Raw genomic sequence first — 22,307 nt, 5'->3', positions numbered from 1 at the left:
GGCGGGATGCATCGCTTAAATGGATGAAGAATTATAAAAGCGAAACCAGCTGATGTCCAAATTGAAGCTTCCCGCCTCTCCTGCGGCAAACCTCCAAATTTACACTGGGTTCGGGAAGCAGGGGATCATGCTGCAAAGAGAGGCTGAAAAGCTCCTGGGCTTCAGGGTACCGCCCCTGCGAGGCTCTAATGCAGCCCAGCGCATTGTAGATCATGGCCTTCAGCTTCTTCTCGCGGATCAGGGCCAGCATGTGATGCAGATGCCCCCAGGAGACGTCCAGCTCCCCCTCCTGCAGATAGGCCATGGCTAAGTACAGGCGTGCTGCCAGACTGTCCGGATAACGGGTGATCACTTGCTTGAACTGCTCGATGCATTTACGGTACATCAGGAGCTTGTAGTAGCCCTGGCCGCGGACAAAGGAATCCATGGCCAGCTCGGGAGCCTCAATCTGCGGCATTTCTTCCTCCGAAGGAGGCGAAAAATCCGCATTTTGGCGGAAATCACTCAGCTTCTCGGCAAAAACCAGCCACTCATCCATCACTTCATCGCTAAGCCTGTGCAGCATGTTGTACTTGCATAAAAGATCATTCCGGCGGGCGCCCTCCGCAGTAGGGAAGTCTTCGGCGATTTCCTGAAGCATCTTGTTCATCTCAGCAAATAAATGTTGAAACACGGGACATCCCACCTTTACTGAAAATGAGATCAGCCTAGCTTGCCTGCCTTCATTTTTCACAAGTACGGGTCTCTTCATCCCTGCCATTCATTGCTGGGATTTAGCTTCAGGCAATTGTGGCATGCAGCTCATGGTCCGCCAGCTTGACCGGTTTATTGCCAGCGTCCACAAATACAACCGTCGGCTTATGGGCAGCCAGCTCCTCGGAGGACAACATGGCATAGGAGATGATGATCACTGTATCCCCAGGCTGAACCAGCCGGGCTGCAGCACCGTTCAGGCAGATGACGCCGCTGCCGCGCGGTCCGGGGATGACATAGGTTTCCAGCCGGGAACCGTTGTTGTTGTCAACAATCTGCACTTTTTCATTTTCGAGCAGGTCTGCGGCTTCCATCAGATCCTCGTCAATGGTAATGCTGCCCACGTAATTCAGGTTGGCTTCCGTTACGGTGGCGCGGTGGATCTTGGATTTCATCATATGTCTAAACAAGGGCATGTACCTCCTTGGGAATAAAAACATTATTGTCGATCAGCCGGGTTCGGCCAAACTTCACAGCCAGCGCCATGATCACTTCTCCCTCTGCATCACTTAGCAGGGACCCGCCTGCCAGAGTTTCCAGGCCCGGAAAAGAGAGAATTTCCACGTAATCGATGACTGCAAGCGGAGAGGATGAAATAACGGATACCAGCAGCTTGCGCGCTTCTTCCACCGTTCTCACAGTCCCCTCTTCAATCGCCTTGCGGGTTTCGCGGAGCGAACGGGACAGCACAAGCGCTTGGGTACGCTCTTCACCGCTAAGGTATACATTACGCGAGCTTAACGCCAAACCATCCTTTTCCCGGATAATCGGACAAGCGATAACTTCCACATTCATGTTAAGATCGGACACCATCCGGCGCAAAACAGCTACCTGCTGGGCATCCTTCAATCCGAAGAACGCATAATCCGGCTGAACCATATTGAACAGCTTGCTTACAACCGTAGTCACGCCGTCAAAATGTCCGGGGCGGGAAGCTCCGCACAGCTGTGTGGTCAGCGAGTCTACGGTAACCTTGGTGCGAATGGGCTGAGGGTACATCTCTTCCACACTGGGAATAAAAACGATATCCGCCCCTTCACGCTCCGCCAGCTCCAGATCCCGGCGCTCGTCGCGCGGATAGGAGGAGAAATCCTCGTTCGGCCCGAACTGCAGCGGATTGACAAAAATGCTCATCACAACTGTGTTGGCCGTTTCTCCCGCTTTGCGGATCAGGCTGGCATGCCCTTCATGAAGATAACCCATGGTCGGCACAAAACCGATCGGGGTGTGTCCCCCCATCCGCATATAATCCAGCGCTTCGCGCAATTCCAGAACCGTTCTGACTACCCTCATCTTATCCCTCTCCTTTTCCGGCCGCGCCGTATAACGAATCCAGCACATGCTCATCTGCATTAAAAACATGACTCTCCGCCGGGAAGGAACGGTCCTTCACTTCCTGGACATAGCTGCTGATCCCTTCACGGATTAGAGTGCCCACATCGGCGTAGGTTTTGACAAACCGTTTGTCCCGGTAAGGGGAAGCATAACGCAGCAAATCATGGAAGACCAGCACCTGGCCATCGCAATACCGGCCTGCACCAATCCCGATGGTCGGGATGCTGACAGCCTTGGAGATCGCCTCTGCCACTTCTTCGGTCACCAGTTCCAGCACAATTCCAAACACACCGGCAGCTTCAAGAGCCTTCGCTTCATCCATCAGCCGCTGCGCATCCTTGGCGTCTTTGCCTTGAATGCGGTAGCCGCCGATCATATTGACCGACTGCGGGGTGAGGCCGATATGGCCAAGCACAGGAACCCCGGCAGACACAACAGCAGACACCGTGCTGCAAATTTCCAGCCCGCCTTCCATTTTGACGGCATGTGCCCGTCCTTCCTGCATCAGCCTGCGCACGCTGCGCAGAGTTTCGTCAATACCGCCATGGTAAGTCATAAAAGGCATATCCGCCACGATAAACGTATTCCGGGCTCCACGGGTGACTGAGCGGGTGTGGTAAACCATATCTTCTATGGTTACCGGCAGGGTGGTATCATAGCCAAGCACCACATTCCCCAGCGAATCACCGACCAGAATCAGGTCAATCCCCGCTTCCTCAGCCAGCAGTGCCGAAGGATAATCATAAGCCGTCAGCATGCTCAGCGGCACGCCGTCCGCTTTCATTTTTTTCATTTTCACAATATTGAGTGCGTGTTTGTCAGCCATAGGCTCTATTCCCCTTTTCGCAGTTAATTACGCGTAAACGCGCAAACAAAAAAACCTTTTAGCATAGTCCGCTAAAAAGGTCCGAAGGGCAAAAAAGAGTCACTCGCGATCGTCCCTTCTGTCTCGGTCCTTTCGGCTCAGAGCAGAATCCAACGTAACCGTGAAATACAGTTATGAAGGTGAATCCAAAAGCAAATTCCTGATAAAAGGTTTCTTGCCGAGTACAGCTCGGGTACCGATGCCGTCTCTGCCCTTATTATAACAAAATCTGCAAGTATGTACACTAAAAAAGATGACAAGGAATGGAACCTTATCATCTCAGATCATTTCTATCTCTCCAGAGAGCACACGGATGACGTTCCCCGTACCATCCTTAAGCAGCAGGCCTCCATGATCATCCAGCCCCACAGCGGTCCCCTCACAGCGTCCCTGCGGGGTATTAAAGCCCACCTGGCGCCCCAGTGTAACTGACATGGACTCCCACAGTTCACGGATCGGTGCAAATCCCTGTTCCATATATACCAGATATAAGTACTCCAGCCCGGTCAGGACAGCCGCCGTAAGCGCTGAACGGTCAACAGGGATGCCGCCTCCTTCGATCAGCAGCGAGGTGCCGATGCCCTGCAAATCCGGCGGATAATCTTCCTCCGTCAGATTGGCTGCAATCCCGATACCGGCGATTGCATAATGAAGCCTGCCTTCACGCAGGGAGGATTCCAGCAGGATGCCGCATATTTTGCGCCCGCCCGCCAGCAGGTCATTAGGCCACTTGATCCCTGCCTGGACACCCGTGACCTCCCGGATGGCTAAGCAGACGGCAACCCCTGCCAGCAGGGTAAGCTGCGGCGTCAATGACAGCGGAAGCTCCGGGCGCAGCACCACGCTCATCCAGATGCCTTTGCCGCGCGGAGAATGCCATTTCCGGCCCATCCGGCCCCTTCCGCCGGTCTGTTCTTCAGCCCGGACGGTGGTGCCTTCGGGAGCGCCGCTTTCAGCAAGCTTTTTGGCCTCTTCCTGCGTGGACACCACGGCTTCCAACAATTGCACACGGTCCACCCAGCCGGGTATAAAAGTATCCCGCCCCCCGGCCAGCCGGAGACTCTCATTACGGTTCATTCCGATCCATCCTTTTTGCTTCCTGCAGCAGTAATTGATTGTCATTGGGAATGTCTCCCGCTGCTACAGCCAGCAACAGCTGCTGCAGCCGCTCGCCCAGCCACGGACCCGGACGCTTCTGCAGCGCCCCGGCCAGCTCATTCCCCGTCACGGCAAGCTCCGCCAGTGTATGCAGCGGCATCTCCTCGGTCCAGGACCGCAGGAGGGCTGGGGTGGGTGTCTGCGCGGCGCGGGCGCCTGCTTCCGGCGCGGTAGGCCGCTGCGCGGCGGGGGCGCCTGCATCTGGCGCGGTAGGCCGCTGCGCAGCCGGGGCGCCTGCGTCTGGCGCGGTAGGCCGCTGCGCGGCAGCGGCGCCTGCGTCTGGCGCGGTAGGCCGCTGCGCGGCAGCGGCGCCTCCATCCGGCGCCCCCAATGCAGGTGCGGCGGCCTGCGGCAGCGCCGCAAGCAGCGTCAGCCACCCTTCGGCGGCTGACTGGCCGTGGGCCAGCACGGCGGCGACCCAGCGCCGCCGCAGGACCTCAGTGCCGCCAGGGGAACCTGGCGGCACCTCCGCAAGCGCCGCGTCCCACGCTTCGCGGACGCGCAGCACCCCGGTGACGGCGCTGCGCGTCGCCCCCGGGAACGTCCATGCCCGCAGCAGCTCGCCGGCCTCGGAGGCCGGCTGCTTCAGGGCATGCAGCAGGAGCGCCCACCGCAGGTGGGCGTCCTGCAGGTCCCCGATCCCGGCCGTCAGGGCGGCGGCTGCCGCCATGTCGCTGCCGGTCCAGGGGAACGGCGCCTTGCCGCGCGGCAACAGCCCGCTGCGCGCCAGGAGACCGAGGCCGCGCTGCGGGTGCGGGCCGAGGACGATGCGTTCAAGCTCTGCGCGAACGCGTTCTACCGCAATATGCGCCAGCTTGTCCCGCTGGCGCAGCAGTCCCCGCCAAGTATTCTTGGCGATGCTGAAATCGAGAACCGATGCGAAGCGCACACATCGCAGCATGCGCAGCGCATCCTCCTCGAAACGGGCCTCGGCATCACCTACACAGCGGATCAGCCGGCGCTCCGAGTCCTCTTGTCCGCCATAGGGATCAACAACAATCCCATCCAATCCGCGGCACATCGCATTGATCGTGAAATCACGGCGGCGGAGATCTTCCTTCACATCACTTACAAATAAGACATGCTCCGGACGCCGGTAGTCGGCATAACCGCTCTCCGTCCGGTACGTCGTTACTTCAAAGCTCCAGCCATCCTGAAGAACAGTGATGGTGCCATGCGCAAGTCCGGTAGGAACACAGCGCGGAAAAATACCCATGACCTCTTCAGGCCGCGCCGAAGTCGTCAGGTCCATATCATGCACCGGCCGGCCAAGCAGCTCATCACGGACGCAGCCTCCAACAAAATAAGCCTCATGGCCTTGCTCCAGGAGACCTGCTAATACCAGGTTACCTGCTGCAGCCATTCCGGAAGGCGCCATTGTCCAGTCCATAGTTCAAGCACTCCCTACCTCTGGATTGTATCCAGACCATGCACCTTGCAGCCAAGCACCCGGTAATAGATATCTTCATATTGATTGGTGATCACATCTCTGCTGAAATCATTACAGGAACGGATCAGACACGCTTTTCTGAACTGCTCCTCCATCAGGGGATCAGACAACAGCTTTACAGCATACTTCGCCATTGTTGCCGTATCGCCAATCGGGGCCAAAAATCCGGTTTTGCCATGTTGGATCAGTTCAGGAATGCCTCCGGCCTCCGAACCGATGGTCGGAACCCCGCAAGCCATCGCTTCCAGCGCCACCAGACCAAAGCTTTCCTTCTCCGACGGCAGCAGCAGCAAGTCCGCCAAGGAAATCACCTGGGCGATCTCATCCTGCTTGCCGAGGAAACGAACCTTGTCCTCCAGCCCCATTTCACAGATCTTCGCCTGGATTTTGGGCAGCTCCGGCCCTTCCCCCACCAGCAGCAGCCGTGAAGGAAGCTCTTGGCTCACTTTTGCAAAAATATCGACCACATCCGATACCCGCTTAACCGGCCGGAAGTTGCTGATATGCATTAAAATTTTCTCATGAGGTTCCGCAAAATCCCCGCGCAGATCAGTCACATCCCGGGGATAATACACACGTTTGTCGACAAAATTATAAGTGAGGTCAATTTCCCGGGTGATATCCAGCACCTTGCGCGTCTCCTTGATGAGATCCTGCGAAACCGCTGTCACCGCATCGCTCTCGTTGATACCCAGCCGGATCAGGTCCTTCAACGACTCATCCTGTCCTAGAACCGTAATGTCGGTTCCGTGCAGGGTAGTCACCACCTTGATATCATTGCCCAGCATCTGCTTGGCGAGATATGCGCATACTGCATGCGGCACGGCATAATGGACATGGAACAGGTCCAGTCCCACCATTTTGGCTACCTGGGCCATTTTGGTCGCCAGTGCCAGATCATAAGGCGGGTAACGGAAGACGTAATAATCGTTAACCTCCACCTCATGATAAAAAATGTTCTTCTGAAACGTTCCTAAGCGAAACGGGATACTATGTGTAATAAAATGGACCTCATGGCCCTTTTCGGCCAAAAGCTTGCCCAGTTCCGTCGCTACAACACCCGAGCCGCCAAGAGACGGATAACAGGTGATGCCTATTTTTAAACGGTCCATCGCTCCGTCCCCTTTGTAAGACTAAGTTCATTACTGAGTGTAATGATATGAATTTATTATAGTGGTTTATGACCATTTAATAAAGATTATCGAACTTGAGCCTGCTTATGCGGTGTGCTGAACAGCTCTACGGTGTGTGGAACTTTGCTCGCAAAGCCTTCTGCGTAAGGAATCAGCCGCCGCTGTCCAAGCAGCATATCTCTGGAGCGGACACGTTCGATATATCCTTCATTTAAAGGAGTGGATACTACGTCCTCCCCGGGGTTTTTCTCAAATTGAGAGCGGTAGCAGGACAGTGCCTGCTCCTTAAGGCTGTATTGCCCGGTCACATCCACAATAAGGTCAGTACGCCCCAGATCATTAATGAAATAAAAATACAGCTGTGGCGCAGGGACAGCAGGCTTGTCCGGCATATACTTGCGCAGCTTGGCATTGAAAACCGCTTCTTCCACCAGCTTGCTGCAGGCGATATGATCCGGATGCCGGTCTTCCCAATAAGGGGCAAATACGATATCTGGAGCAAACTTGCGGATTTCCAGCGTCACTGCCGCCAGATGTTCCTCTGTCATATATAATCCCCGGTCCGGCAATCCCAGATTCGTCCGAGTGGAAACACCAAGGAGATCGGCAGCCTGCTGAGCCTCCATTTTACGGCGCTCCACCGTTCCGTTTGAAGACATCTCTGCTGCGGTCAAATCACACAAGCCGACCTTAAATCCTGCAGCCGTATGTTTGGCAATGGTTCCGGCCATGCCGATTTCCGCATCGTCAGCATGCGCACCGAATACAAGAATGTCCAGCTTCATTCATCCACACCCGGCTTATACTTATGTACAAGCTCACGCCAGGCGAAATCGCCCCGGTCGATCGCTTTGACCAGAATCTCGGCTGTGGCAATATTAGTTGCCACCGGGATACCGTAGACGTCACAAAGACGAAGCAGTGCTGTAATATCCGGTTCATGAGGCTGTGCCATGAGTGGATCACGCAGAAAAATAATCAGATCCAGCTCGTCCGTCGCCACCATTGAGCCGATCTGCTGATCCCCGCCAAGCGGCCCTGACATGTAGCGGTGGATAGAGAGATTTGTCACTTCCATAATACGTTGGCCCGTAGTTCCGGTTGAATACAGCTGATGCCCGACAAATACATGCTCATAGGCAGTCACAAAATTAACCATTTCATCTTTTTTCCGGTCATGCGCGATAAATGCGATTTTCAACATGATGTTCTCCCCCGTTTATTCAATAAAATGCTCAAAACCATAAATCAATCCGGTGTAGCCCATCACCTTCTGGACTCCCATTTTGACACCGGGCATATAGCCTGCCCGCTCATAGGAGTCATGACGGATTTTTAGGGATTGCCCATACCCGCCAAAAACCACTTCTTCCTGGGCAAAAACACCCGGAAGCCGGACGCTGTGAATTCGGAACCCGTTATAATAGCCGCCGCGCGCACCCTCAATCACTTCCTCTTCCTTCGGATTGCCTTGCCGCAGCTCCTGCCGTACCTCAGAAATCATCTCTGCCGTTTTAATGGCCGTACCTGAAGGAGCATCCAGCTTCTGGTCCCCATGGTATTCGATAATTTCCAGATGCGGAAAATATTTTGCAGCCTGGGCTGCAAACTTCATCATCAGAATGGCTCCGATCGAGAAGTTGGGGGCAATGAGCCCTCCGATTCCCCGTTCCTGGCATTGCTTGTCCAACTCAGTAATCTGCTCCGGAGAGAACCCGGTAGTACCGATTACCGGACGCACTCCATATTTTATGGCAAGCAGTGTATTGGGGTAGGCCGACTGCGGGGTGGTAAAATCCACGAGAACCTCGCCGCCGCTCTCCGCCAGGGCAGTTTCCAAATCAGATACAACCACAATGCCGCATTCTTCCAATCCAACCAGACGGCCGGCATCACTGCCGCTTGACGAACGGTCTACAGCAGCTGCCAGCTCCAGTTCTTCATCCTGCAGTACCAGCTTCACAACTTCTTTGCCCATTCTGCCTCCTGCACCGGAGACGATAACTCTGATCTTGGCCTTCACCCTTATTCCTCCTCGCTTTCACTGGTTCCAAATTACTGAATATATTTTTGCAACGATTTCTGAAGGTCCTTCATAAGCTCCCGCAGCCCGGTATCATCAGGATGCAGCGACATCACTTCTTTTAGCGCGGCTATTGCCTGCACATGCTCATTCATCCGGCTGTGTGCGATGGCAAGCCAAACATAGGCATCCCCGTACAAGGGGTCTAGAGCTATTGCTTCCTTCAATAAGGTAACCGGATGATACGGGTTACGGGCACCCGTAACTTCATCCTCCAGGAGCTTTTTGGCCTCCTGTACTAATTGTAACGCCTGCAAATGCTGCAGGTGGAGCTGATACTCCGGTTTCCCTCCGTCCAGCTTCACTGCCGCCCGGGCATGATCCAGCGCTTTAACCAGCATGCCGCTTCGGGCATAGGTTATAGAGCAGCGGTACCTTACCTCGGCATCGTCCGGACTGGCAGCAATTGCCTTTTCGAACAATGTGATTGCCTCATCGAAGTCACTGCGGAGTATAGAGCGGTATGCCGCTCTGACATAGTCGTTATGATTCATTTGCCCACCATCCTCACGGCTAAATCCCGTTCGTTTGGTACAGCATATGTTATAGAAACCTAATCGGTGTTTTTAGGAGTCCACCGACCGGCATCGCGGGTATTGAACTTGTGCATCACTTTATTGTGAGCCTCCGTTAGATCAATCCCCAGTGAATTGGCGAAGCAAACGGTAATGAACAAAATATCTCCCAGTTCAAGCTCAATCGAATTTTCTGCCTCATCCACTTTTTTGGGTTTTTCGCCAAATTGATGGTTGACTTCCCGGGCAAGCTCGCCTACCTCCTCCGACATCCGGGCCAGCATGGAGAGCGGGCTGAAGTAACCTTCTTTGAATTGTGAGATATACGCATCGACTTCACGCTGTATGTCACCAAGACTTTTATCCATAATTTGTTTCTCTGCCCCCCTGTATGATCTTGCCTTCTGTTTGCCCCTATGTTATCGTAAAGACGTTTTGAAGACAAATCTTTTTTAGAATATAAGGAAAATCCAGAATAAAGGATACCAATACACTATGCCCTAAACGGGCCAGGCGAGGGATTACATGAATTCATCTTCCAAAGTAGCTTCCACTATTGTCAAAACGGCAGCACCGATTATGCTGGGAGCCGCCGTATACGCTTTTGGCCTGCTCTATTTCATCGTACCCAACCAGCTGATGGAGGGCGGCGTAACCGGGATAACCATCCTGCTCAACTATGCTTTTAACATCCCCATCTTCTTAACCACACTGCTGCTTAACCTTCCCCTTTTTCTGCTGGGCTGGAAGGTGCTTGGCGCACGCCAGATTGCTTACACGGGTGTCGGGATCGGCGCGTTGTCCCTTTTTCTCTGGCTGTTCGAGCGGATGATCGATGCCGGCTGGATCGTCACCTTCAGCACCGAGCATGATTTTATTCTCGCTTCATTATATGCCGGGGTTACGCTCGGTCTGGGACTGGGCATCGTGTTCCGTTTCGGGGGCACTACGGGCGGAGTAGATATTGTTGCCCGAATTCTCGGCCGCAAGTTCGGTTGGAGCATGGGGCAGATTATATTGGCCGTCGACGTTATCATTATAGGCGCTTCACTGCTCTATATTCCCCGCGAAAAGATACTTTACACTCTGGTGGCTGTCTTTATTTCTTCCCGTGTCATCGATTTCATTCAAGAGGGCGCCTATGCCGCCAAAGCCTTTACGATTATCAGTGACGACGCCCCGCAGATCGCTGATCTCATCACAGCAGAAATGGACCGGGGGGTAACTCTGATTCCAGCCATCGGCGCTTACTCCAAGCAGGCCAAGTATATGGTATACTGCGTAGTCTCCAGACAGGAAATCCGCCGGCTGAGCCAGTTGGTCAAGTCGGTTGATGCCAAGGCATTCGTCATCATCAGTGACGTCCACGATGTCCATGGCGAGGGCTTCCGGCAGACCTGACCAGTGATGAGCGTTCAAGTCTACGACAAAAAGACTGCGCCTACTTGCAGAATCCTCTGCAGGTTTGACCAGTCTTTTTTTTATTTTTGGACTCGCTATACGCCTCAATATCCGGCTCACCGCGGAACTCTTTATTACAGTTGAAAGCTTAAAGTACACTAAAGCTCCTAAGGAACTAAAGCTAAGTGGAAAAAGTAAAACTAATTAGCTGAAATCCTGGCTTCGTAAGGTTTTAGTTGGAATTTGTATACTTAATTCATGCATATTCATCCTATACCGCCACTTTCTGCTGAAATAGTGGTGCTTTTTCCCACATAAGAACTTCCATAAGACAAATGAGTTATATTAGTGATACTTTTTCCACTGCGGATGACTGTTCTGAGTCCTGCCGTTGTTATCCCCTTGGGCCGGGCAGCGCCTGATAAGATATAAGACAGGCTTGCTTCCGTTCTCCACGCCTCACTTCAGCAGCTCTATACCGGCTTCCAATCCTCATTCTCACCGCGATACTTGCGGAACGCAGCGTAGGCTAAGGCGGCAATGATGAATCCTCCGGCCAGCAGGCCCCAAGCTCCATATCCCTGCTCGGCCAGCGGGAGGGTCAAGGCCGGCTCATCCCGTTCTTTGCCGAACATCACCCGGGCTGCATCCTGCCCGTAGGAGACAATCTCTAGAAGACGGGTGCGGCCCACCGGCTGTGAAGATGCAGGGATTCCTGCTGCATAGGACAGCCAGGAATCAAAGGCATTGACCGTTTCCGGCGGCCGGGAAATGATAACCGCAGGCCGGATGTTGTCGTACCGGCTCTGCAGGCGTTCCAGCGTGTTCTGCCAGCCTTTGAGATCATTTGCGGCAGCGCTCTGCTCCATATCGTTCAGATCCTCGCGGATCAGCTTGTAATATTGCAGCCACATCGGCTGGCGCGGATGGTTGAGACTGTTGGCGGCTAGCCGGAGCTTGGCTGCAGCTGCCTCCCATTGTTCCGGCTGAATCTGCGCAGCCGCCAACGTCGCCTTCAAGTCGATAATGACATCAGACAACGCATTAATTCCTTCCACAGAAGTCAGGCCTTCAAATGAAGAGGAGACAAAAATCCGTGAAACCTTCTCACTCTCCTGTCTTGCCTTCATCACGTCACCTTCAAGCACATAACCATACAGAGCCTCCGCCGCTTCATCCAGCCGCTGGGCAGCATTTCTGCCGGTAAGCGCCGGTGCGAGACTGGTTGCTGAACTCCCGGCCTGGACTGTAACTTCCCCGCCTGCCCCTTGAACAGCTGCCTTAGCATCCGCGTGAACTACACCTGCATTCATACCGGCCAGCAGCCAGCACAACATCAATCCTGTCAGCACAACATATCTCCTGCGCGGCATGAGACATCCCTCCTACCCTAAATGTATGGCAGGAGGACAAGAGTTAGAACAGCCAGTGAGCTTTCCAAAACAGGGCTACCGGGCCTTTCAATGTTCCAACCAGGACCAACGGGTCTTTCAATGTCCAGCTGGAGCTACCGGATCCTCAACACGTTCGACAAGGCTCCAAGCCTCTCACCCTTCCATAGAGCTGCCAAGCCTGTCAGCGTTGTCTAATAGGCTGCCTGTCCAGCCGCTCAGCCCTTCTGGACCTTCCCCCGGACAACCAAGCCGCAGCAGTGCTCAGGAAGGTTAAGCCGATAGTGAAATACTGGACTTCATTCACATTATCCTCCAGGACATCCGGCAGCCAGGGAAAAACACCCTGCGAGTAATCCACCATGTCATTGGCAAATGCCCAGAATAATGCCATGGGAAGCATTCTGCGGAAGGAGAAAAACCGGGCGTAGATCAGTGCCTCAACCGCCATTCCGGTGTGCGAAACCACCAGCATCCAGTCTCTCCAGCTCACCGTATCTCCCTGGTACCCGCCGGCAAAAATGATGCTGACCGCCCAAATGCCATATTTCACGGATGTAACCACCGCCAGCGCCTCAATCAGCTCGCGTACGAGCGTTCCTTTGATCCCTTTTGGAGGATAGAGCAGCAGCAGCAAGGCAAGCGTAAAAAACAAGCTCGCAGTCGGGCTGTCCGGAACAAAAGGAAGCAGCCATGAGGGATAATTGTCCGCGGTAAATTCCAGTTGATTGCCATACCATATGTACCCGTAAATCGTTCCGAGGAAATTCACAATAAAGAGCAGCCACATGACTCCCCGGTGCCTAAAAAGTCTCTCAAACCAGTGAACCGGCATATACAATCTTTACCTCCCGAATGTGGCAGCTTCTTATGAATGCATACAAAAACCCGACCGCAGGTACGATCAGGTTGGTGCGTTATTATTATTTTACTGTTCGCTTTTTTGTTTGGCAAGCCAGGTAGCCAGACTGTCAATATCCTGCTCGCTAAGCCCCGCTGCCATTGCAGTATCCTGCATCGGAGGCATCTGGCCCTGGCCGTTTTTGATGATCGCGAGGATCGCTTCCTTATCATGGGTGTCTCCCACACCGCGTAGTGACGGCCCTCCGGCACCTTTCATGTCCACAGCATGGCAAGTTACGCAGGTGGCTTGCTTGAACAGCGCCATTGCCGGATCATCCTTGTCCACAATAGCAATTTCCTTGGCCTGCACCGCACTGGTGGTCGGCAAGCCCTTTGCCTTGTTCTCTGCCGCTTTTTCCTCACGCTGCACATCTTCTGGAATCTGGCCGGTTTCCGCCATTTCGTGCTTATATTCCGTCCAGGCCGTGTTGGTCAGATAGACGATTGCGATCAGGGACAGGAACATCAGCGAGGAAGCAATAGGGCGGCGGTAGAAACGGCGCTCCCGGCCCGTATCGAGAAACGGAGCCAGCAGCAGCGAGCCAAAAGCTACACCGGTAACGCCAAGCGTGCCCAGCACAATATAATCGCCGGATGCATAAGGCAGCTTCAAATACTGGTACAGAAACAGGAAATACCAGTCGGGAATCGGAATGACCGTGGCGTTGGCATTTGCAGGAAATCCCAGCGGAGCCGGTTCAGAAATCGTCAGGACGAGTATGCCCACCAGCACGACCACTCCGACCATCCATTCCTTTAACAGAAAGTTAGGGATAAAGGCTTCCGATTTACCGGGATATGCTGTGTAATCCGGTGGCGTAATGAAGCCGCTGCCCCTGCGCACCCGTGAATCCCCCACATATACAATCTTTTCCTTGGAGTTGTCTCCGTGAGCCATTGCATTTCCTCCTTTAGCTGTGGCCGGAACTCAGAGCGGGCCGGAAATCCCCTGTCTGCGGATCATAATAAAGTGTCCGACGAGCAGAATAAGCAGGACCGCCGGGAGAAAGAATACATGGAGTGCAAAAAAACGGGTCAGCGTTTCCGCTCCGACAATCGTGCCGCCCTGCATCAGCTCCTTCAGCACCGGACCCATGACCGGCACGGAATTCGCAATCTCAAGCGTTACCTTGGTGGCGAAATAAGCTTTATTGTCCCAAGGCAGCAGATAACCGGTAAGGCCGAGGCCCAGCATGACGAAAAAAATCAGCATCCCCACTACCCAGTTCATCTCACGCGGAGCTTTGTAAGATCCCGTAAAGAACACCCGCATGGTATGCAGAAACATCATGACAATGACCAGGCTCGCTCCCCAGTGGTGCATGCCGCGGACAATTTGCCCGAAAGCTACCTTAGTCTGCAGATACTCCACACTGGCATAAGCATTGATAATATCCGGGACATAATACATTGTGAGGAACATGCCGGATAAGATTTGAATGACTGTAATAAAAAAAGTAAGGCCGCCGAAGCAATACACAAATGCCGAGAAGTGATGGGCCGGATTGACATGTTCAGGAACTTCATGGTCGGCGACATCTCTCCAGATCGGCGTAATATCCAGACGTTCATCAATCCAGTTGTAGACATTTTTAAACATCAGATCTACGCCTCCTTCTTAACCTCTGTATTGGGGACGATCTCACCCAGATAAACCCAGTCTCCATCAATTTTGGTTTTGTACTGGTCCAGGGGCTTGGGGGCTACCGCCAGATTTTTGCCGAGCTTCGTGTACCTGGCTCCATGGCATGGGCAGTGATATTCATCCGGATACGCCTTGTCATTGTTCCAGCCCACCGTACAGCCCAGATGCTTGCAGATTGGTGAAAGCGCATAAATTTCTCCGTTCTCGTCTTTGCGGATCCATGCCGTCAGTGTAGCTGTACTGGCATACCATCCGTCTTGTTGAGGGAGTTCGAAGGTGAACTCTTGAGGGACATCGGTAATCTTGGCAGCTTCAGCTACCTTGATGAACTCCCCCGCACCTTTTTTATGTAATACCGGGTCCACCGCGAAACGGATCATGGGCAGAATTGCCCCTGCTCCCATAAATGCCGTTGCCCCTCCCAGTGTATACGTTAAAAACTGTCGCCGGGACATCTCTTTCCAGCTGGGAGGTCCTTGCGGAATTGACTCATGCTCGTTATTGTGGCTGCTCATACGGTGTGTAACCCCCTTTTCACATTTGAGAAGGCACCTGCAGTGTAGAACTATTGCATTTTTCTGTAAATAATCCGTTTTCAATGATAATTATCACATGTCACAAGTTCAATCTAATCATAGCTTAGCCTCCAAAACCCGTCAAGAATATTGTCTAAATTGTGACGACCCCATTTTAGATTTTCTTTATAAATTGTTGATTTTTTGTCACATTTAAATCTGTTTCATCTGTTCCATAGCGCCTCGATTTCATCCCTGATGCAGCTTCTCACCGCCTTGTTCTGAGAAGCCTCAATGTCAGGCAGGGAAAGAACTAAATCGCTTTCAACAATTCCGGTCCCGGCCAGAGAGATGTCCGCTGACAGCACAATCACATACTGGAAGCCACTGGATTTGACTTTTCGGCAAATCTCATTGACATAAGCTGTACTATCGGTCCCATTATACTGTAAAGCCGGGTAGGTCACGATACGGCCCTGATATGGTTTTTCCACGAGATCCAAAAAGTCCCGCAATCTCTCTAATGCTTCCGCGGCTTCAGGCGGACTCTCCATGCCGCTAAGTCCGGTATACGGGAGCAGGCAGGTATCATAGTATTTCCGGTTCTCGAACCAGCTCTCGGCAGTAAAATCACTGAATTTCATCACACTCACCCTTTTTTAATGATATAAATTTCCGTATGAGATTTAATTGTAAATTAAAATGAAGAAAGCGCAAGTGATCAACTCACTAAGCGCTTTTTGTATATTCTTACACTTTTATCAACTCATACATTCCATCTTCTTTTATGTAGTCGTTATAGACCTTCACATGATTGTGAGACTGTAATACGATTATAGGTAATGAAGGACGGGTTTTATTGGATTTGCTCTTTAGCATTAAACCTTTTTCCCACTTCATCGTTTTCGCACCCAATAAAACCGAAAGTACCATTTTTATCTTTACTTAATGTTCTACACTTAGTAGTCACCTTTTCCTTTTTACCGAATTCATCGTCTCTGCTGTCATATGTGTAAGTAAAATCTTTTGAGTCATCATCAAATTCAAGAGTATGAAATATAGGATCTCCTTCATCAGTGTATTTTGCAAATTTAACTATTGCACTTTCAGATTTATTAACCTTATCTAAAAATTGCGCGAATAATTCATAATTTAATACACCACCATTTCCATAAACCACATACCCCTCTTCTGCTGCTTCATTAGAACTTATAGATTTAGAACAAGCAACTGTAAAAAGAGAAATTAATAACAAAACAATGCATGATTTCAGGAAACTCATTTTCACCTCTCCTCACATCTTTTCTTTCGAAAAGAGATAGAACGCCTAAAATAATTTCTTAAACGTTCTATCTTAGAGCAATATCACTTATTCCAGATTTAAATCTGAAAGTGATTTAACTTCTGTCAATTCTTGCTGTTCTTCGGCAGCGGGAACCAATATATCCCTAGCTTCATCGATGTTGAATTTCCCTTGATAAACACCTGAGATTACATAAGCTCCTTGTGCCTCTATAATTGGTCCCTCATATTTCTTTAAATAAACCACAGCTTTATCACCTGGTTTCAATACGCTTGCATCATCAAATAAATATTCTGTATTATTATAATTCCCACCTGTTTCAAGAATATTTACACTACCTTCTAAATCACCCTTATATGTTTTTGCAATGTTCGCCTTTGAGACTGTGAATACTACTCCTTTATATTCAAAAGATTGTGTTTCTGCAACTTTGATCTCATTAATTGACTCAGAATCATAAGTAAGTTCAGTTACCGTATTATAATTAACCGCTAGGTCTCCGTGATAAGTCACCACATCTTTGGAGGTAGCTTTACTACCTGTTGTGGAATTGCTAAGGCTAGGTTCAGCCCCAGTCAGTCCAACATTCTCGCTAAAATAGACTGCTCCTCCTAGCAATATTACTATTGCAAGCATAGAATAGAAGTATTTACTTTTTAGTCTGTTCATAATAACCTCCAATTAATATAGTGACTCTACGCCTTGAATATCATCGAACTGCGGTGTAACGACAACTCTTCCGTCTTGAGAGGTGCACATTAATGTCCATGTATTAGTAGTATGACCCAAACCGAAAACATGTCCTAGTTCATGTCCGAATACACCTTCCCGAGTTACTGAGCTCATGCTCCCCATATAGTAACGGTTTGCCCTTACCTCATCGAGATAGTCATAGCTACTAAATTGTACATGGTGATGATCTGTTGTAGCATTCCATTCAGTTGCACCATAATCATTGTCTGAAAATTGTATTTCATTATAGGTCGGACTTACTGCAGTATAACTAGCTTCTACCGCGCGCGACCAATCTGCCATGGCTTCGGCAGCTGGACCACTGTAATTAGGTGACAATGTTGAATAATACGTAAAATTCTTATCTGGAAAAGGTTTTCCATTATCAGAATAAGTATAAGCAAATACATTTGAAGGTAATAAACTTAATAATAAAAGAGAGGCACTAAGAATAGAAACAGTTTTTTTCATATGTTTATCTCCTTATCGTTTTAAAAACTTGTTAATATCAGCGCTGTATCTATAGTATATACCTCCATTTTATCTATTAATAGGTATTTTATTCCTGTTTTTTGAATTTAGAATTGCGACTCAATCACTTTTTTGTATTTCAATGGAGTATTATGTCGTTCAACTTAAACTTGATAAATAACACAATCATAATGACCCTAAACACGTCGATGAGTCCTGCAGGTCATCTCCCTTTGTTTTTTTCCCGCAAGCTATACCTCATTGTATAGGTTTCCCCGTTTTCTTGGCGGGTCACCCATTCTGACACCTCTGGTTCACTGCATTCCGGGCTGGACTTTGCCTGCTGGCCCTTCGGATTCTCCCTCGCGAGAGACACCCTGCCCATCCGATAACTCTGGTTGCCGGATGCCTACTTCGGCTACGGTACTTTAAAGAGTAAAGTTACCGGGTGGATTTGAACCACCTAGATGATGCGGCTGTGAGGCGCACAAAAAAAAGAAATGCGCCAGGCGCATTTCCCGTATTATTCTTAGGCCAGACTTTTCAATTCCTCCGTCAGATTGCGGAACGCCGTCTTATCTCCGGCAGCCAGCGCCGTGTCGATCTCCCGGTACAAGATGTCGGTACGACGCTTTCGCAGCGCTTCATCCCACACCATTTCTGCCGCAAGTCCTAGCATCACTTCATAGGTAGCCTTCATTTTGTCCATTCGATACACCTCCGCTGTTTAGATCCTTCCATATTCACTTGCTTTAAGTACATAGCTCTCGCACGTGCGGGCCATCCGCTGAAGATCCTGCTCCGTTAATTCACGGATCACTCTGGCAGGTGCACCAAGTGATAAGGTATAGGGTGGAATAATTTTGTTTTCGGTTACAATAGATCCGGCTCCTATTAAAGCATATTCACCAATCTCTGCACCGTTCAATACAATTGCACCCATTCCGATTAATGTACCTTTGCCTATCCTGCAGCCATGGATGATTGCAGAATGGCCAACCGATATGTCATCCCCTAATACCAGCGGCAGTCCCTCAGCCACATGTCCCACGGTACCATCCTGGATATTGCAGCGGTCGCCGATGATTACCGGAGCTAAATCCCCCCGGAGTACGGCGTTGAACCAGACACTGGACTGCCGTCCAATTCTTACGTCACCTACCAGCTTTGCACCTTCCGCCACGTATACAGACTCGTCAAGCTGCGGTATGTAGTTCCCATAACCAATCCGCATTCTTCTCCCCCCTGCCTATTGCAGCTGCTTCGGTACAGCCGCCTCCAGCCCCCACGGTGTCATCATAACCACCGGCCCCTCCGGTGTTTCACCGAGGCGGAGCATTCCCAGATGAAGCATCATCCGGATGATCCGCTGTTCCAGAATCGAAGCGGCATCATCGTAATAAAACGGCTTGACCAGCCAGCCCAGACCCTCTACGATTGAGGCCACGGCAACCCATTTCCCCGCACTTACACTAATCCAGTATACGAGGGATGGCAGATTTGGTATAGCGCCTTTATACAGTTTTAACCAAAAGGAGTATAACTGTATCAGCTTTTCAGATTTCCCTTGTTCGAGCAGTGTTTCCCCCGTCAATGTCAGTTTCAAACGGTAGCCCTCCTCGGTAGTCCAGCGGCGGTGACGGGCGTAATCCACGATCAGAGCCAGTCTGGGCGGGTAATGCTCACAGGCTCTTCCATAGCCGAATCTCCAGCCGCCTTTGCCGAGAAGAGGTTCCGGAATTTGAATCGCGTTCATGACCCCCTGCTGATACCTCTTGTGCAGCGCACCTTCCTGGTTCAGCTCCGGCTCATTTTCTTTGATGTACCGGAGAAAGAGCAGCAGGTCGCCAGCAAGCATATCGCCTTCGCCCCGGTAGATTGCAGGCTCTGCACCGGGAGGGATTTGTTCCTTCAGATAATCGCCCATCCGTTCACGGAAGCGGGTTTTCAGATCCTGAGGTACCCGAAACAAATACCTGCTCTGCTGAGAAGCGCCGCTAAAGAGCCAGCCGCTATTTTTGAATCTTGCAACCATCTCCCGGTACCCCCCGCTTTTGCCGGGAACTGTATCGAAGGAAGCCTGCCTCGCCGCAGCCAGCAAATCCTCAAGACTGAATTGGCTGCGTTCGTCGAACAACAGCGTATTGAGAAACCGCAGGTCTTCAGGAGCGCATTCCCGGATATGGGATTCCATAAACTGGCGGCTCCCCAGTGTGATCAATATACTCTGAATCAAATCATGTTTGGAATTCCGTTTGCAATCACACTGGTAGCGTCCCGCAATGGCGGTAAGCTGACTAATGTCTGCAAAGTTAAGCATATCCGCCAGATTCATCATTTATCGCCTCACCGTTTTACTACCATTATGGGAAATACTGCCCTTTTTATTCCTTTTAACTCAAAAAAAATAACCCGAAAGGTCGGGTTAATGCTGTTGCTGCAGAATATGGCGTGTACAATTGTACAGCAGCGGATTCCATTCCTTCTCATTCTTCTCCAGTATCGTAAGCGAGAGATTGCCGAGACGCTCTGAGTATTTATCCTTATATAAGGCGATGTAGAGCTGGGCCAAAAAACCTCCATGCGAGATGACAAGTATGTTCTTATCCGGGTAAAGCGCTGAAATTTCCTCCATAAAAGCCAAGGCCCGCGCTTGAAGCTGCTTATCCGACTCCTGTCCAAGCGGCAGCAGATTCCAGTCCTTGCCCCACTTCTCTTCACGCTGCGCAGCGGTCATCCCCTCAACCTGGCCATAGGCCCGTTCACGGATGCGTTCGTCCGGCTCAAGCAATGGAATGCCCAGTTTGGCCGCAATAATCCGGCCTGTCTCTGCAGCCCGGGAAAGACTGCTGGTGATACAGTAGTCCCAACGGTAAGTTTCCTGCAGAAGCCGGTCTCCCAGCATCTCAGCCTGCTTCCGGCCTTCATCGTTGAGCGGAATATCGCTTTGTCCCTGTATTCTCCCTTCCGCATTCCAGTCCGTCAGCCCATGGCGGATTAAGCCAATCAGCATCACAATCACCTTGCCCTTCCCTTATGTTTGCTTAATAATGTAACACGAATGAAAACAAATGTCTTCTTTTTGAAAGGTTAATTAGGCTTATCCTGTAAGATCACAACAAAAAAGCCCGCTTTACTCGGGAGTAAAGAGAGCTTTCTAATGTCTGCGGTAACGGTTCAGCCGGTACAGCAAAAATATCGACAGGCCTACTCCGAGCATGGACAGCATCATCCAATATTGCGGATGGGTAGGTCCCATGCTCACCACGAGCGGTTCAATGATTCCTCCGCCCGATTCAGAGGCAGGGTACGAGGAGGACCAATCCAGAGACAAGCCGGCTACACCGGTCTCCACAATTCCGCTCTGCGCCACAGTAGTATTGGCAGGTGTTTTGAACATTGTAAAATACAAAAAGCTGGATATGAAAACAGCCAGAAAACAGGCAATCCAGAGACTGAGCCGGCGGCGGAAAACGGCAGAATTCCCGGCAGATTTACCATCCCCCGGGAGGAGCCAGGGACTTTCCAGATAAATCCGCTCCATTACCCGTAGATTCACAGCCTCCGCACGTTCTTCGCTGATTTCTATCTGTGTTTCCCGCATAAGCTCACTGCTCTCCTGCCACAACGCCCATTCAGCGGAACAGTAGGGACAATTCACAATATGCCTTTCAAGCAAAATCCGCTTAGGGTCCGTGGGGGGAGCGTCCCACAAAAGCGGAATGGAATCCTGCGCTTCCCTGCAATTCATAGGCCTTACACCCTCTCAGCCTGCACATCTTCTTCTGCTTCAGGCTCATAAAAATAGGACTCGAGTTGGAGCTTCACACTGCTCCTGGCACGGAACAATAATGATTTCACGGAGCTGACACTCTGGTCCAGAATTTCTGCAATTTCCTGGTAGTCCATTTGGTCGTATTCCCGGAGGATCAGCGCGGAACGCTGTTTCTCCGGCAGATTATTAATCGCTTCACGGACCAGGTTCATCCGCTCTTTGCGGAGCGCAGCCTGTTCTGGAGCCACCTCAATCGGGGCTACCGGCGTATACCCGCTTTCCTCAAGTGACACATTTCCGGCGCGGTTCTTGCGGAGCTCGCTAAGCACTGTATTCCGGGCAATCGTATACAGCCATGTTGAGAATGATGCATCTACTTCCCGGAAAGAATGCAGGCTCCGGAACGCCTTGTAAAAGGTCTCCGAGCATAAATCCTCCGCAAGAAGCTCCATGTGGGAATTCTTGAGCATATGGTAGACAAAAGCCAATATTTTGCGTTGGTACCGCCGCATTAATTCTGAATATATCTCTGTGTTACCTTGCTTGATTAGCTGGATCAACTGGGAATCCGTCATGGTGAGTTCGGCCCTCCTCGCCCTAGCACGTGTAATCCCGTCCGGTCCATAATTCTTATACCGGCCGGGGCTTAAAAAGTTGCGGTTTTCCTACAAATTTGCACAAATTTAAAGGCATTACTTCCTATGTATATTCAGTCACCCGACAAATAAGGCACTCTGTAAGTAAATACAGAAAGAAAAACGCATGTCCATGGATTTATGGGCAATCCAAATACCGGATCGCTTGTTATATCCCTGGAAACTATAAACATACCTAGTCTAGTATAGCACATATTCTTACAGGATGACATTAATAGACTTC

At 51.0% G+C, this 22,307-nt stretch carries 28 protein-coding genes; 1 reads left to right on the top strand and 27 read right to left on the bottom strand.

What is annotated here, in order from left to right; all coding sequences use genetic code 11:
* Nucleotides 1-31 precede the first annotated feature (31 nt).
* The 12 genes from BLQ82_RS18070 to BLQ82_RS18015 form a co-directional block, all read right to left on the bottom strand.
* On the bottom strand, nucleotides 32-673 hold the full coding sequence (locus tag BLQ82_RS18070; protein WP_062521034.1) for a tetratricopeptide repeat protein: 642 nt from the start codon (nucleotides 671-673) through the stop codon (nucleotides 32-34).
* Nucleotides 674-779: 106 nt separating this feature from the next.
* Entirely contained in the window at nucleotides 780-1,163 is a 384-nt protein-coding gene (gene panD, locus BLQ82_RS18065; protein ID WP_062521032.1) for an aspartate 1-decarboxylase, read from the bottom strand.
* A complete protein-coding gene (panC, locus tag BLQ82_RS18060) occupies nucleotides 1,156-1,998 on the bottom strand; it encodes a pantoate--beta-alanine ligase (RefSeq protein WP_425281144.1) in 843 nt (280 codons plus the stop codon). The genes panD and panC overlap by 8 nt, the downstream gene beginning before the upstream one ends.
* 49 nt (nucleotides 1,999-2,047) lie before the next feature.
* The gene (panB, locus tag BLQ82_RS18055) at nucleotides 2,048-2,914 is read right to left on the bottom strand and encodes a 3-methyl-2-oxobutanoate hydroxymethyltransferase (RefSeq protein WP_062521028.1); all 867 of its coding nucleotides are present in this window, start codon (nucleotides 2,912-2,914) and stop codon (nucleotides 2,048-2,050) included.
* Nucleotides 2,915-3,232: 318 nt separating this feature from the next.
* Nucleotides 3,233-4,030 (bottom strand): biotin--[acetyl-CoA-carboxylase] ligase, encoded by a 798-nt coding sequence (locus BLQ82_RS18050; protein ID WP_062521026.1) that lies wholly within the window; start codon nucleotides 4,028-4,030, stop codon nucleotides 3,233-3,235.
* Entirely contained in the window at nucleotides 4,020-5,501 is a 1,482-nt protein-coding gene (locus BLQ82_RS32695) for a CCA tRNA nucleotidyltransferase (protein ID WP_074648360.1), read from the bottom strand. Before BLQ82_RS32695 ends, BLQ82_RS18050 begins: the two co-directional genes overlap by 11 nt.
* Nucleotides 5,502-5,515: 14 nt before the next feature.
* Nucleotides 5,516-6,673: an N-acetyl-alpha-D-glucosaminyl L-malate synthase BshA gene (gene bshA / locus BLQ82_RS18040; RefSeq protein ID WP_062519683.1), complete on the bottom strand. Its 1,158-nt coding sequence runs from the start codon at nucleotides 6,671-6,673 to the stop codon at nucleotides 5,516-5,518.
* Between the two features lie 86 nt (nucleotides 6,674-6,759).
* Complete coding sequence (gene bshB1, locus BLQ82_RS18035) at nucleotides 6,760-7,479, bottom strand: bacillithiol biosynthesis deacetylase BshB1 (RefSeq protein WP_062519685.1); 720 nt, start codon at nucleotides 7,477-7,479, stop codon at nucleotides 6,760-6,762.
* Nucleotides 7,476-7,898 carry a methylglyoxal synthase gene (mgsA, locus tag BLQ82_RS18030; protein ID WP_025707468.1) on the bottom strand — a complete coding sequence of 141 codons (423 nt, stop codon included), beginning with the start codon at nucleotides 7,896-7,898 and terminating at the stop codon, nucleotides 7,476-7,478. Before mgsA ends, bshB1 begins: the two co-directional genes overlap by 4 nt.
* A gap of 15 nt (nucleotides 7,899-7,913) precedes the next feature.
* Complete coding sequence (gene dapB, locus BLQ82_RS18025; RefSeq protein ID WP_074648358.1) at nucleotides 7,914-8,717, bottom strand: 4-hydroxy-tetrahydrodipicolinate reductase; 804 nt, start codon at nucleotides 8,715-8,717, stop codon at nucleotides 7,914-7,916.
* Nucleotides 8,718-8,749: 32 nt separating this feature from the next.
* Nucleotides 8,750-9,271 carry a tetratricopeptide repeat protein gene (locus BLQ82_RS18020; RefSeq protein ID WP_062519688.1) on the bottom strand — a complete coding sequence of 174 codons (522 nt, stop codon included), beginning with the start codon at nucleotides 9,269-9,271 and terminating at the stop codon, nucleotides 8,750-8,752.
* A 59-nt stretch (nucleotides 9,272-9,330) separates the two neighbouring features.
* Nucleotides 9,331-9,660: a nucleotide pyrophosphohydrolase gene (locus BLQ82_RS18015; RefSeq protein ID WP_020427662.1), complete on the bottom strand. Its 330-nt coding sequence runs from the start codon at nucleotides 9,658-9,660 to the stop codon at nucleotides 9,331-9,333.
* Between the two features lie 157 nt (nucleotides 9,661-9,817).
* On the opposite strand from BLQ82_RS18015, the gene BLQ82_RS18010 reads away from it, so the two are divergent.
* Nucleotides 9,818-10,693 carry a YitT family protein gene (locus BLQ82_RS18010; protein WP_062519691.1) on the top strand — a complete coding sequence of 292 codons (876 nt, stop codon included), beginning with the start codon at nucleotides 9,818-9,820 and terminating at the stop codon, nucleotides 10,691-10,693.
* A gap of 473 nt (nucleotides 10,694-11,166) precedes the next feature.
* Here the strand turns inward: BLQ82_RS18010 and BLQ82_RS18005 are convergent, their stop codons facing one another.
* The 15 genes from BLQ82_RS18005 to BLQ82_RS17935 form a co-directional block, all read right to left on the bottom strand.
* Entirely contained in the window at nucleotides 11,167-12,066 is a 900-nt protein-coding gene (locus BLQ82_RS18005; RefSeq protein ID WP_062519694.1) for a sporulation protein YpjB, read from the bottom strand.
* 202 nt (nucleotides 12,067-12,268) lie between these two features.
* Nucleotides 12,269-12,919 carry a DUF1405 domain-containing protein gene (locus tag BLQ82_RS18000; RefSeq protein ID WP_062519794.1) on the bottom strand — a complete coding sequence of 217 codons (651 nt, stop codon included), beginning with the start codon at nucleotides 12,917-12,919 and terminating at the stop codon, nucleotides 12,269-12,271.
* Between the two features lie 93 nt (nucleotides 12,920-13,012).
* Entirely contained in the window at nucleotides 13,013-13,885 is an 873-nt protein-coding gene (locus BLQ82_RS17995; RefSeq protein ID WP_062519699.1) for a menaquinol-cytochrome c reductase cytochrome b/c subunit, read from the bottom strand.
* A 30-nt stretch (nucleotides 13,886-13,915) separates the two neighbouring features.
* Entirely contained in the window at nucleotides 13,916-14,587 is a 672-nt protein-coding gene (gene qcrB / locus BLQ82_RS17990; protein ID WP_020427667.1) for a menaquinol-cytochrome c reductase cytochrome b subunit, read from the bottom strand.
* A gap of 5 nt (nucleotides 14,588-14,592) precedes the next feature.
* Nucleotides 14,593-15,147 (bottom strand): Rieske (2Fe-2S) protein, encoded by a 555-nt coding sequence (locus BLQ82_RS17985; RefSeq protein WP_062519703.1) that lies wholly within the window; start codon nucleotides 15,145-15,147, stop codon nucleotides 14,593-14,595.
* Between the two features lie 224 nt (nucleotides 15,148-15,371).
* Entirely contained in the window at nucleotides 15,372-15,791 is a 420-nt protein-coding gene (locus BLQ82_RS17980; RefSeq protein ID WP_062519707.1) for a DUF2487 family protein, read from the bottom strand.
* Nucleotides 15,792-16,003: 212 nt separating this feature from the next.
* The gene (locus tag BLQ82_RS17975; protein WP_062519711.1) at nucleotides 16,004-16,429 is read right to left on the bottom strand and encodes a DUF4362 domain-containing protein; all 426 of its coding nucleotides are present in this window, start codon (nucleotides 16,427-16,429) and stop codon (nucleotides 16,004-16,006) included.
* Nucleotides 16,430-16,516: 87 nt separating this feature from the next.
* Nucleotides 16,517-17,119, bottom strand: coding sequence for a hypothetical protein (locus tag BLQ82_RS17970; RefSeq protein ID WP_074648356.1), 603 nt, complete (start codon nucleotides 17,117-17,119; stop codon nucleotides 16,517-16,519).
* Between the two features lie 12 nt (nucleotides 17,120-17,131).
* Nucleotides 17,132-17,653, bottom strand: a complete 522-nt coding sequence (locus BLQ82_RS17965; RefSeq protein WP_074648354.1) for a matrixin family metalloprotease — start codon at nucleotides 17,651-17,653, stop codon at nucleotides 17,132-17,134.
* Nucleotides 17,654-18,182: 529 nt separating this feature from the next.
* Nucleotides 18,183-18,362 (bottom strand): IDEAL domain-containing protein, encoded by a 180-nt coding sequence (locus BLQ82_RS17960; RefSeq protein WP_020427670.1) that lies wholly within the window; start codon nucleotides 18,360-18,362, stop codon nucleotides 18,183-18,185.
* Between the two features lie 18 nt (nucleotides 18,363-18,380).
* On the bottom strand, nucleotides 18,381-18,887 hold the full coding sequence (locus BLQ82_RS17955; RefSeq protein ID WP_062519718.1) for a gamma carbonic anhydrase family protein: 507 nt from the start codon (nucleotides 18,885-18,887) through the stop codon (nucleotides 18,381-18,383).
* A gap of 15 nt (nucleotides 18,888-18,902) precedes the next feature.
* Nucleotides 18,903-19,988: a hypothetical protein gene (locus BLQ82_RS17950; protein ID WP_062519797.1), complete on the bottom strand. Its 1,086-nt coding sequence runs from the start codon at nucleotides 19,986-19,988 to the stop codon at nucleotides 18,903-18,905.
* Nucleotides 19,989-20,078: 90 nt separating this feature from the next.
* Nucleotides 20,079-20,666: a histidine phosphatase family protein gene (locus tag BLQ82_RS17945; RefSeq protein WP_062519801.1), complete on the bottom strand. Its 588-nt coding sequence runs from the start codon at nucleotides 20,664-20,666 to the stop codon at nucleotides 20,079-20,081.
* A gap of 144 nt (nucleotides 20,667-20,810) precedes the next feature.
* Nucleotides 20,811-21,404: an anti-sigma factor gene (locus BLQ82_RS17940; RefSeq protein ID WP_074648352.1), complete on the bottom strand. Its 594-nt coding sequence runs from the start codon at nucleotides 21,402-21,404 to the stop codon at nucleotides 20,811-20,813.
* A gap of 5 nt (nucleotides 21,405-21,409) precedes the next feature.
* Entirely contained in the window at nucleotides 21,410-22,003 is a 594-nt protein-coding gene (locus tag BLQ82_RS17935; protein WP_062519725.1) for an RNA polymerase sigma factor, read from the bottom strand.
* Nucleotides 22,004-22,307 lie beyond the last annotated feature (304 nt).

It is taken from the genome of Paenibacillus jilunlii (assembly GCF_900102965.1).
Classification (GTDB): domain Bacteria; phylum Bacillota; class Bacilli; order Paenibacillales; family Paenibacillaceae; genus Paenibacillus_AQ; species Paenibacillus_AQ jilunlii.
This window is presented reverse-complemented; position numbering and strand designations above follow the sequence as displayed.

Bases quoted from the DNA above. Each gene is read 5' to 3' on its own strand.
- panC (WP_425281144.1), bottom strand. From the start codon at position 1,998: ATGCGGATGGGGGGACACACCCCGATCGGTTTTGTGCCGACCATGGGT.
- panB (WP_062521028.1), bottom strand. From the start codon at position 2,914: ATGGCTGACAAACACGCACTCAATATTGTGAAAATGAAAAAAATGAAA.
- BLQ82_RS18050 (WP_062521026.1), bottom strand. From the start codon at position 4,030: ATGAACCGTAATGAGAGTCTCCGGCTGGCCGGGGGGCGGGATACTTTT.
- BLQ82_RS32695 (WP_074648360.1), bottom strand. From the start codon at position 5,501: ATGGACTGGACAATGGCGCCTTCCGGAATGGCTGCAGCAGGTAACCTG.
- bshA (WP_062519683.1), bottom strand. From the start codon at position 6,673: ATGGACCGTTTAAAAATAGGCATCACCTGTTATCCGTCTCTTGGCGGC.
- bshB1 (WP_062519685.1), bottom strand. From the start codon at position 7,479: ATGAAGCTGGACATTCTTGTATTCGGTGCGCATGCTGACGATGCGGAA.
- mgsA (WP_025707468.1), bottom strand. From the start codon at position 7,898: ATGTTGAAAATCGCATTTATCGCGCATGACCGGAAAAAAGATGAAATG.
- BLQ82_RS18020 (WP_062519688.1), bottom strand. From the start codon at position 9,271: ATGAATCATAACGACTATGTCAGAGCGGCATACCGCTCTATACTCCGC.
- BLQ82_RS18015 (WP_020427662.1), bottom strand. From the start codon at position 9,660: ATGGATAAAAGTCTTGGTGACATACAGCGTGAAGTCGATGCGTATATC.
- BLQ82_RS18010 (WP_062519691.1), top strand. From the start codon at position 9,818: ATGAATTCATCTTCCAAAGTAGCTTCCACTATTGTCAAAACGGCAGCA.
- BLQ82_RS18005 (WP_062519694.1), bottom strand. From the start codon at position 12,066: ATGCCGCGCAGGAGATATGTTGTGCTGACAGGATTGATGTTGTGCTGG.
- BLQ82_RS18000 (WP_062519794.1), bottom strand. From the start codon at position 12,919: ATGCCGGTTCACTGGTTTGAGAGACTTTTTAGGCACCGGGGAGTCATG.
- BLQ82_RS17995 (WP_062519699.1), bottom strand. From the start codon at position 13,885: ATGGCTCACGGAGACAACTCCAAGGAAAAGATTGTATATGTGGGGGAT.
- qcrB (WP_020427667.1), bottom strand. From the start codon at position 14,587: ATGTTTAAAAATGTCTACAACTGGATTGATGAACGTCTGGATATTACG.
- BLQ82_RS17985 (WP_062519703.1), bottom strand. From the start codon at position 15,147: ATGAGCAGCCACAATAACGAGCATGAGTCAATTCCGCAAGGACCTCCC.
- BLQ82_RS17980 (WP_062519707.1), bottom strand. From the start codon at position 15,791: ATGAAATTCAGTGATTTTACTGCCGAGAGCTGGTTCGAGAACCGGAAA.
- BLQ82_RS17975 (WP_062519711.1), bottom strand. From the start codon at position 16,429: ATGAGTTTCCTGAAATCATGCATTGTTTTGTTATTAATTTCTCTTTTT.
- BLQ82_RS17970 (WP_074648356.1), bottom strand. From the start codon at position 17,119: ATGAACAGACTAAAAAGTAAATACTTCTATTCTATGCTTGCAATAGTA.
- BLQ82_RS17965 (WP_074648354.1), bottom strand. From the start codon at position 17,653: ATGAAAAAAACTGTTTCTATTCTTAGTGCCTCTCTTTTATTATTAAGT.
- BLQ82_RS17960 (WP_020427670.1), bottom strand. From the start codon at position 18,362: ATGGACAAAATGAAGGCTACCTATGAAGTGATGCTAGGACTTGCGGCA.
- BLQ82_RS17955 (WP_062519718.1), bottom strand. From the start codon at position 18,887: ATGCGGATTGGTTATGGGAACTACATACCGCAGCTTGACGAGTCTGTA.
- BLQ82_RS17950 (WP_062519797.1), bottom strand. From the start codon at position 19,988: ATGAATCTGGCGGATATGCTTAACTTTGCAGACATTAGTCAGCTTACC.
- BLQ82_RS17945 (WP_062519801.1), bottom strand. From the start codon at position 20,666: ATGCTGATTGGCTTAATCCGCCATGGGCTGACGGACTGGAATGCGGAA.
- BLQ82_RS17940 (WP_074648352.1), bottom strand. From the start codon at position 21,404: ATGAATTGCAGGGAAGCGCAGGATTCCATTCCGCTTTTGTGGGACGCT.
- BLQ82_RS17935 (WP_062519725.1), bottom strand. From the start codon at position 22,003: ATGACGGATTCCCAGTTGATCCAGCTAATCAAGCAAGGTAACACAGAG.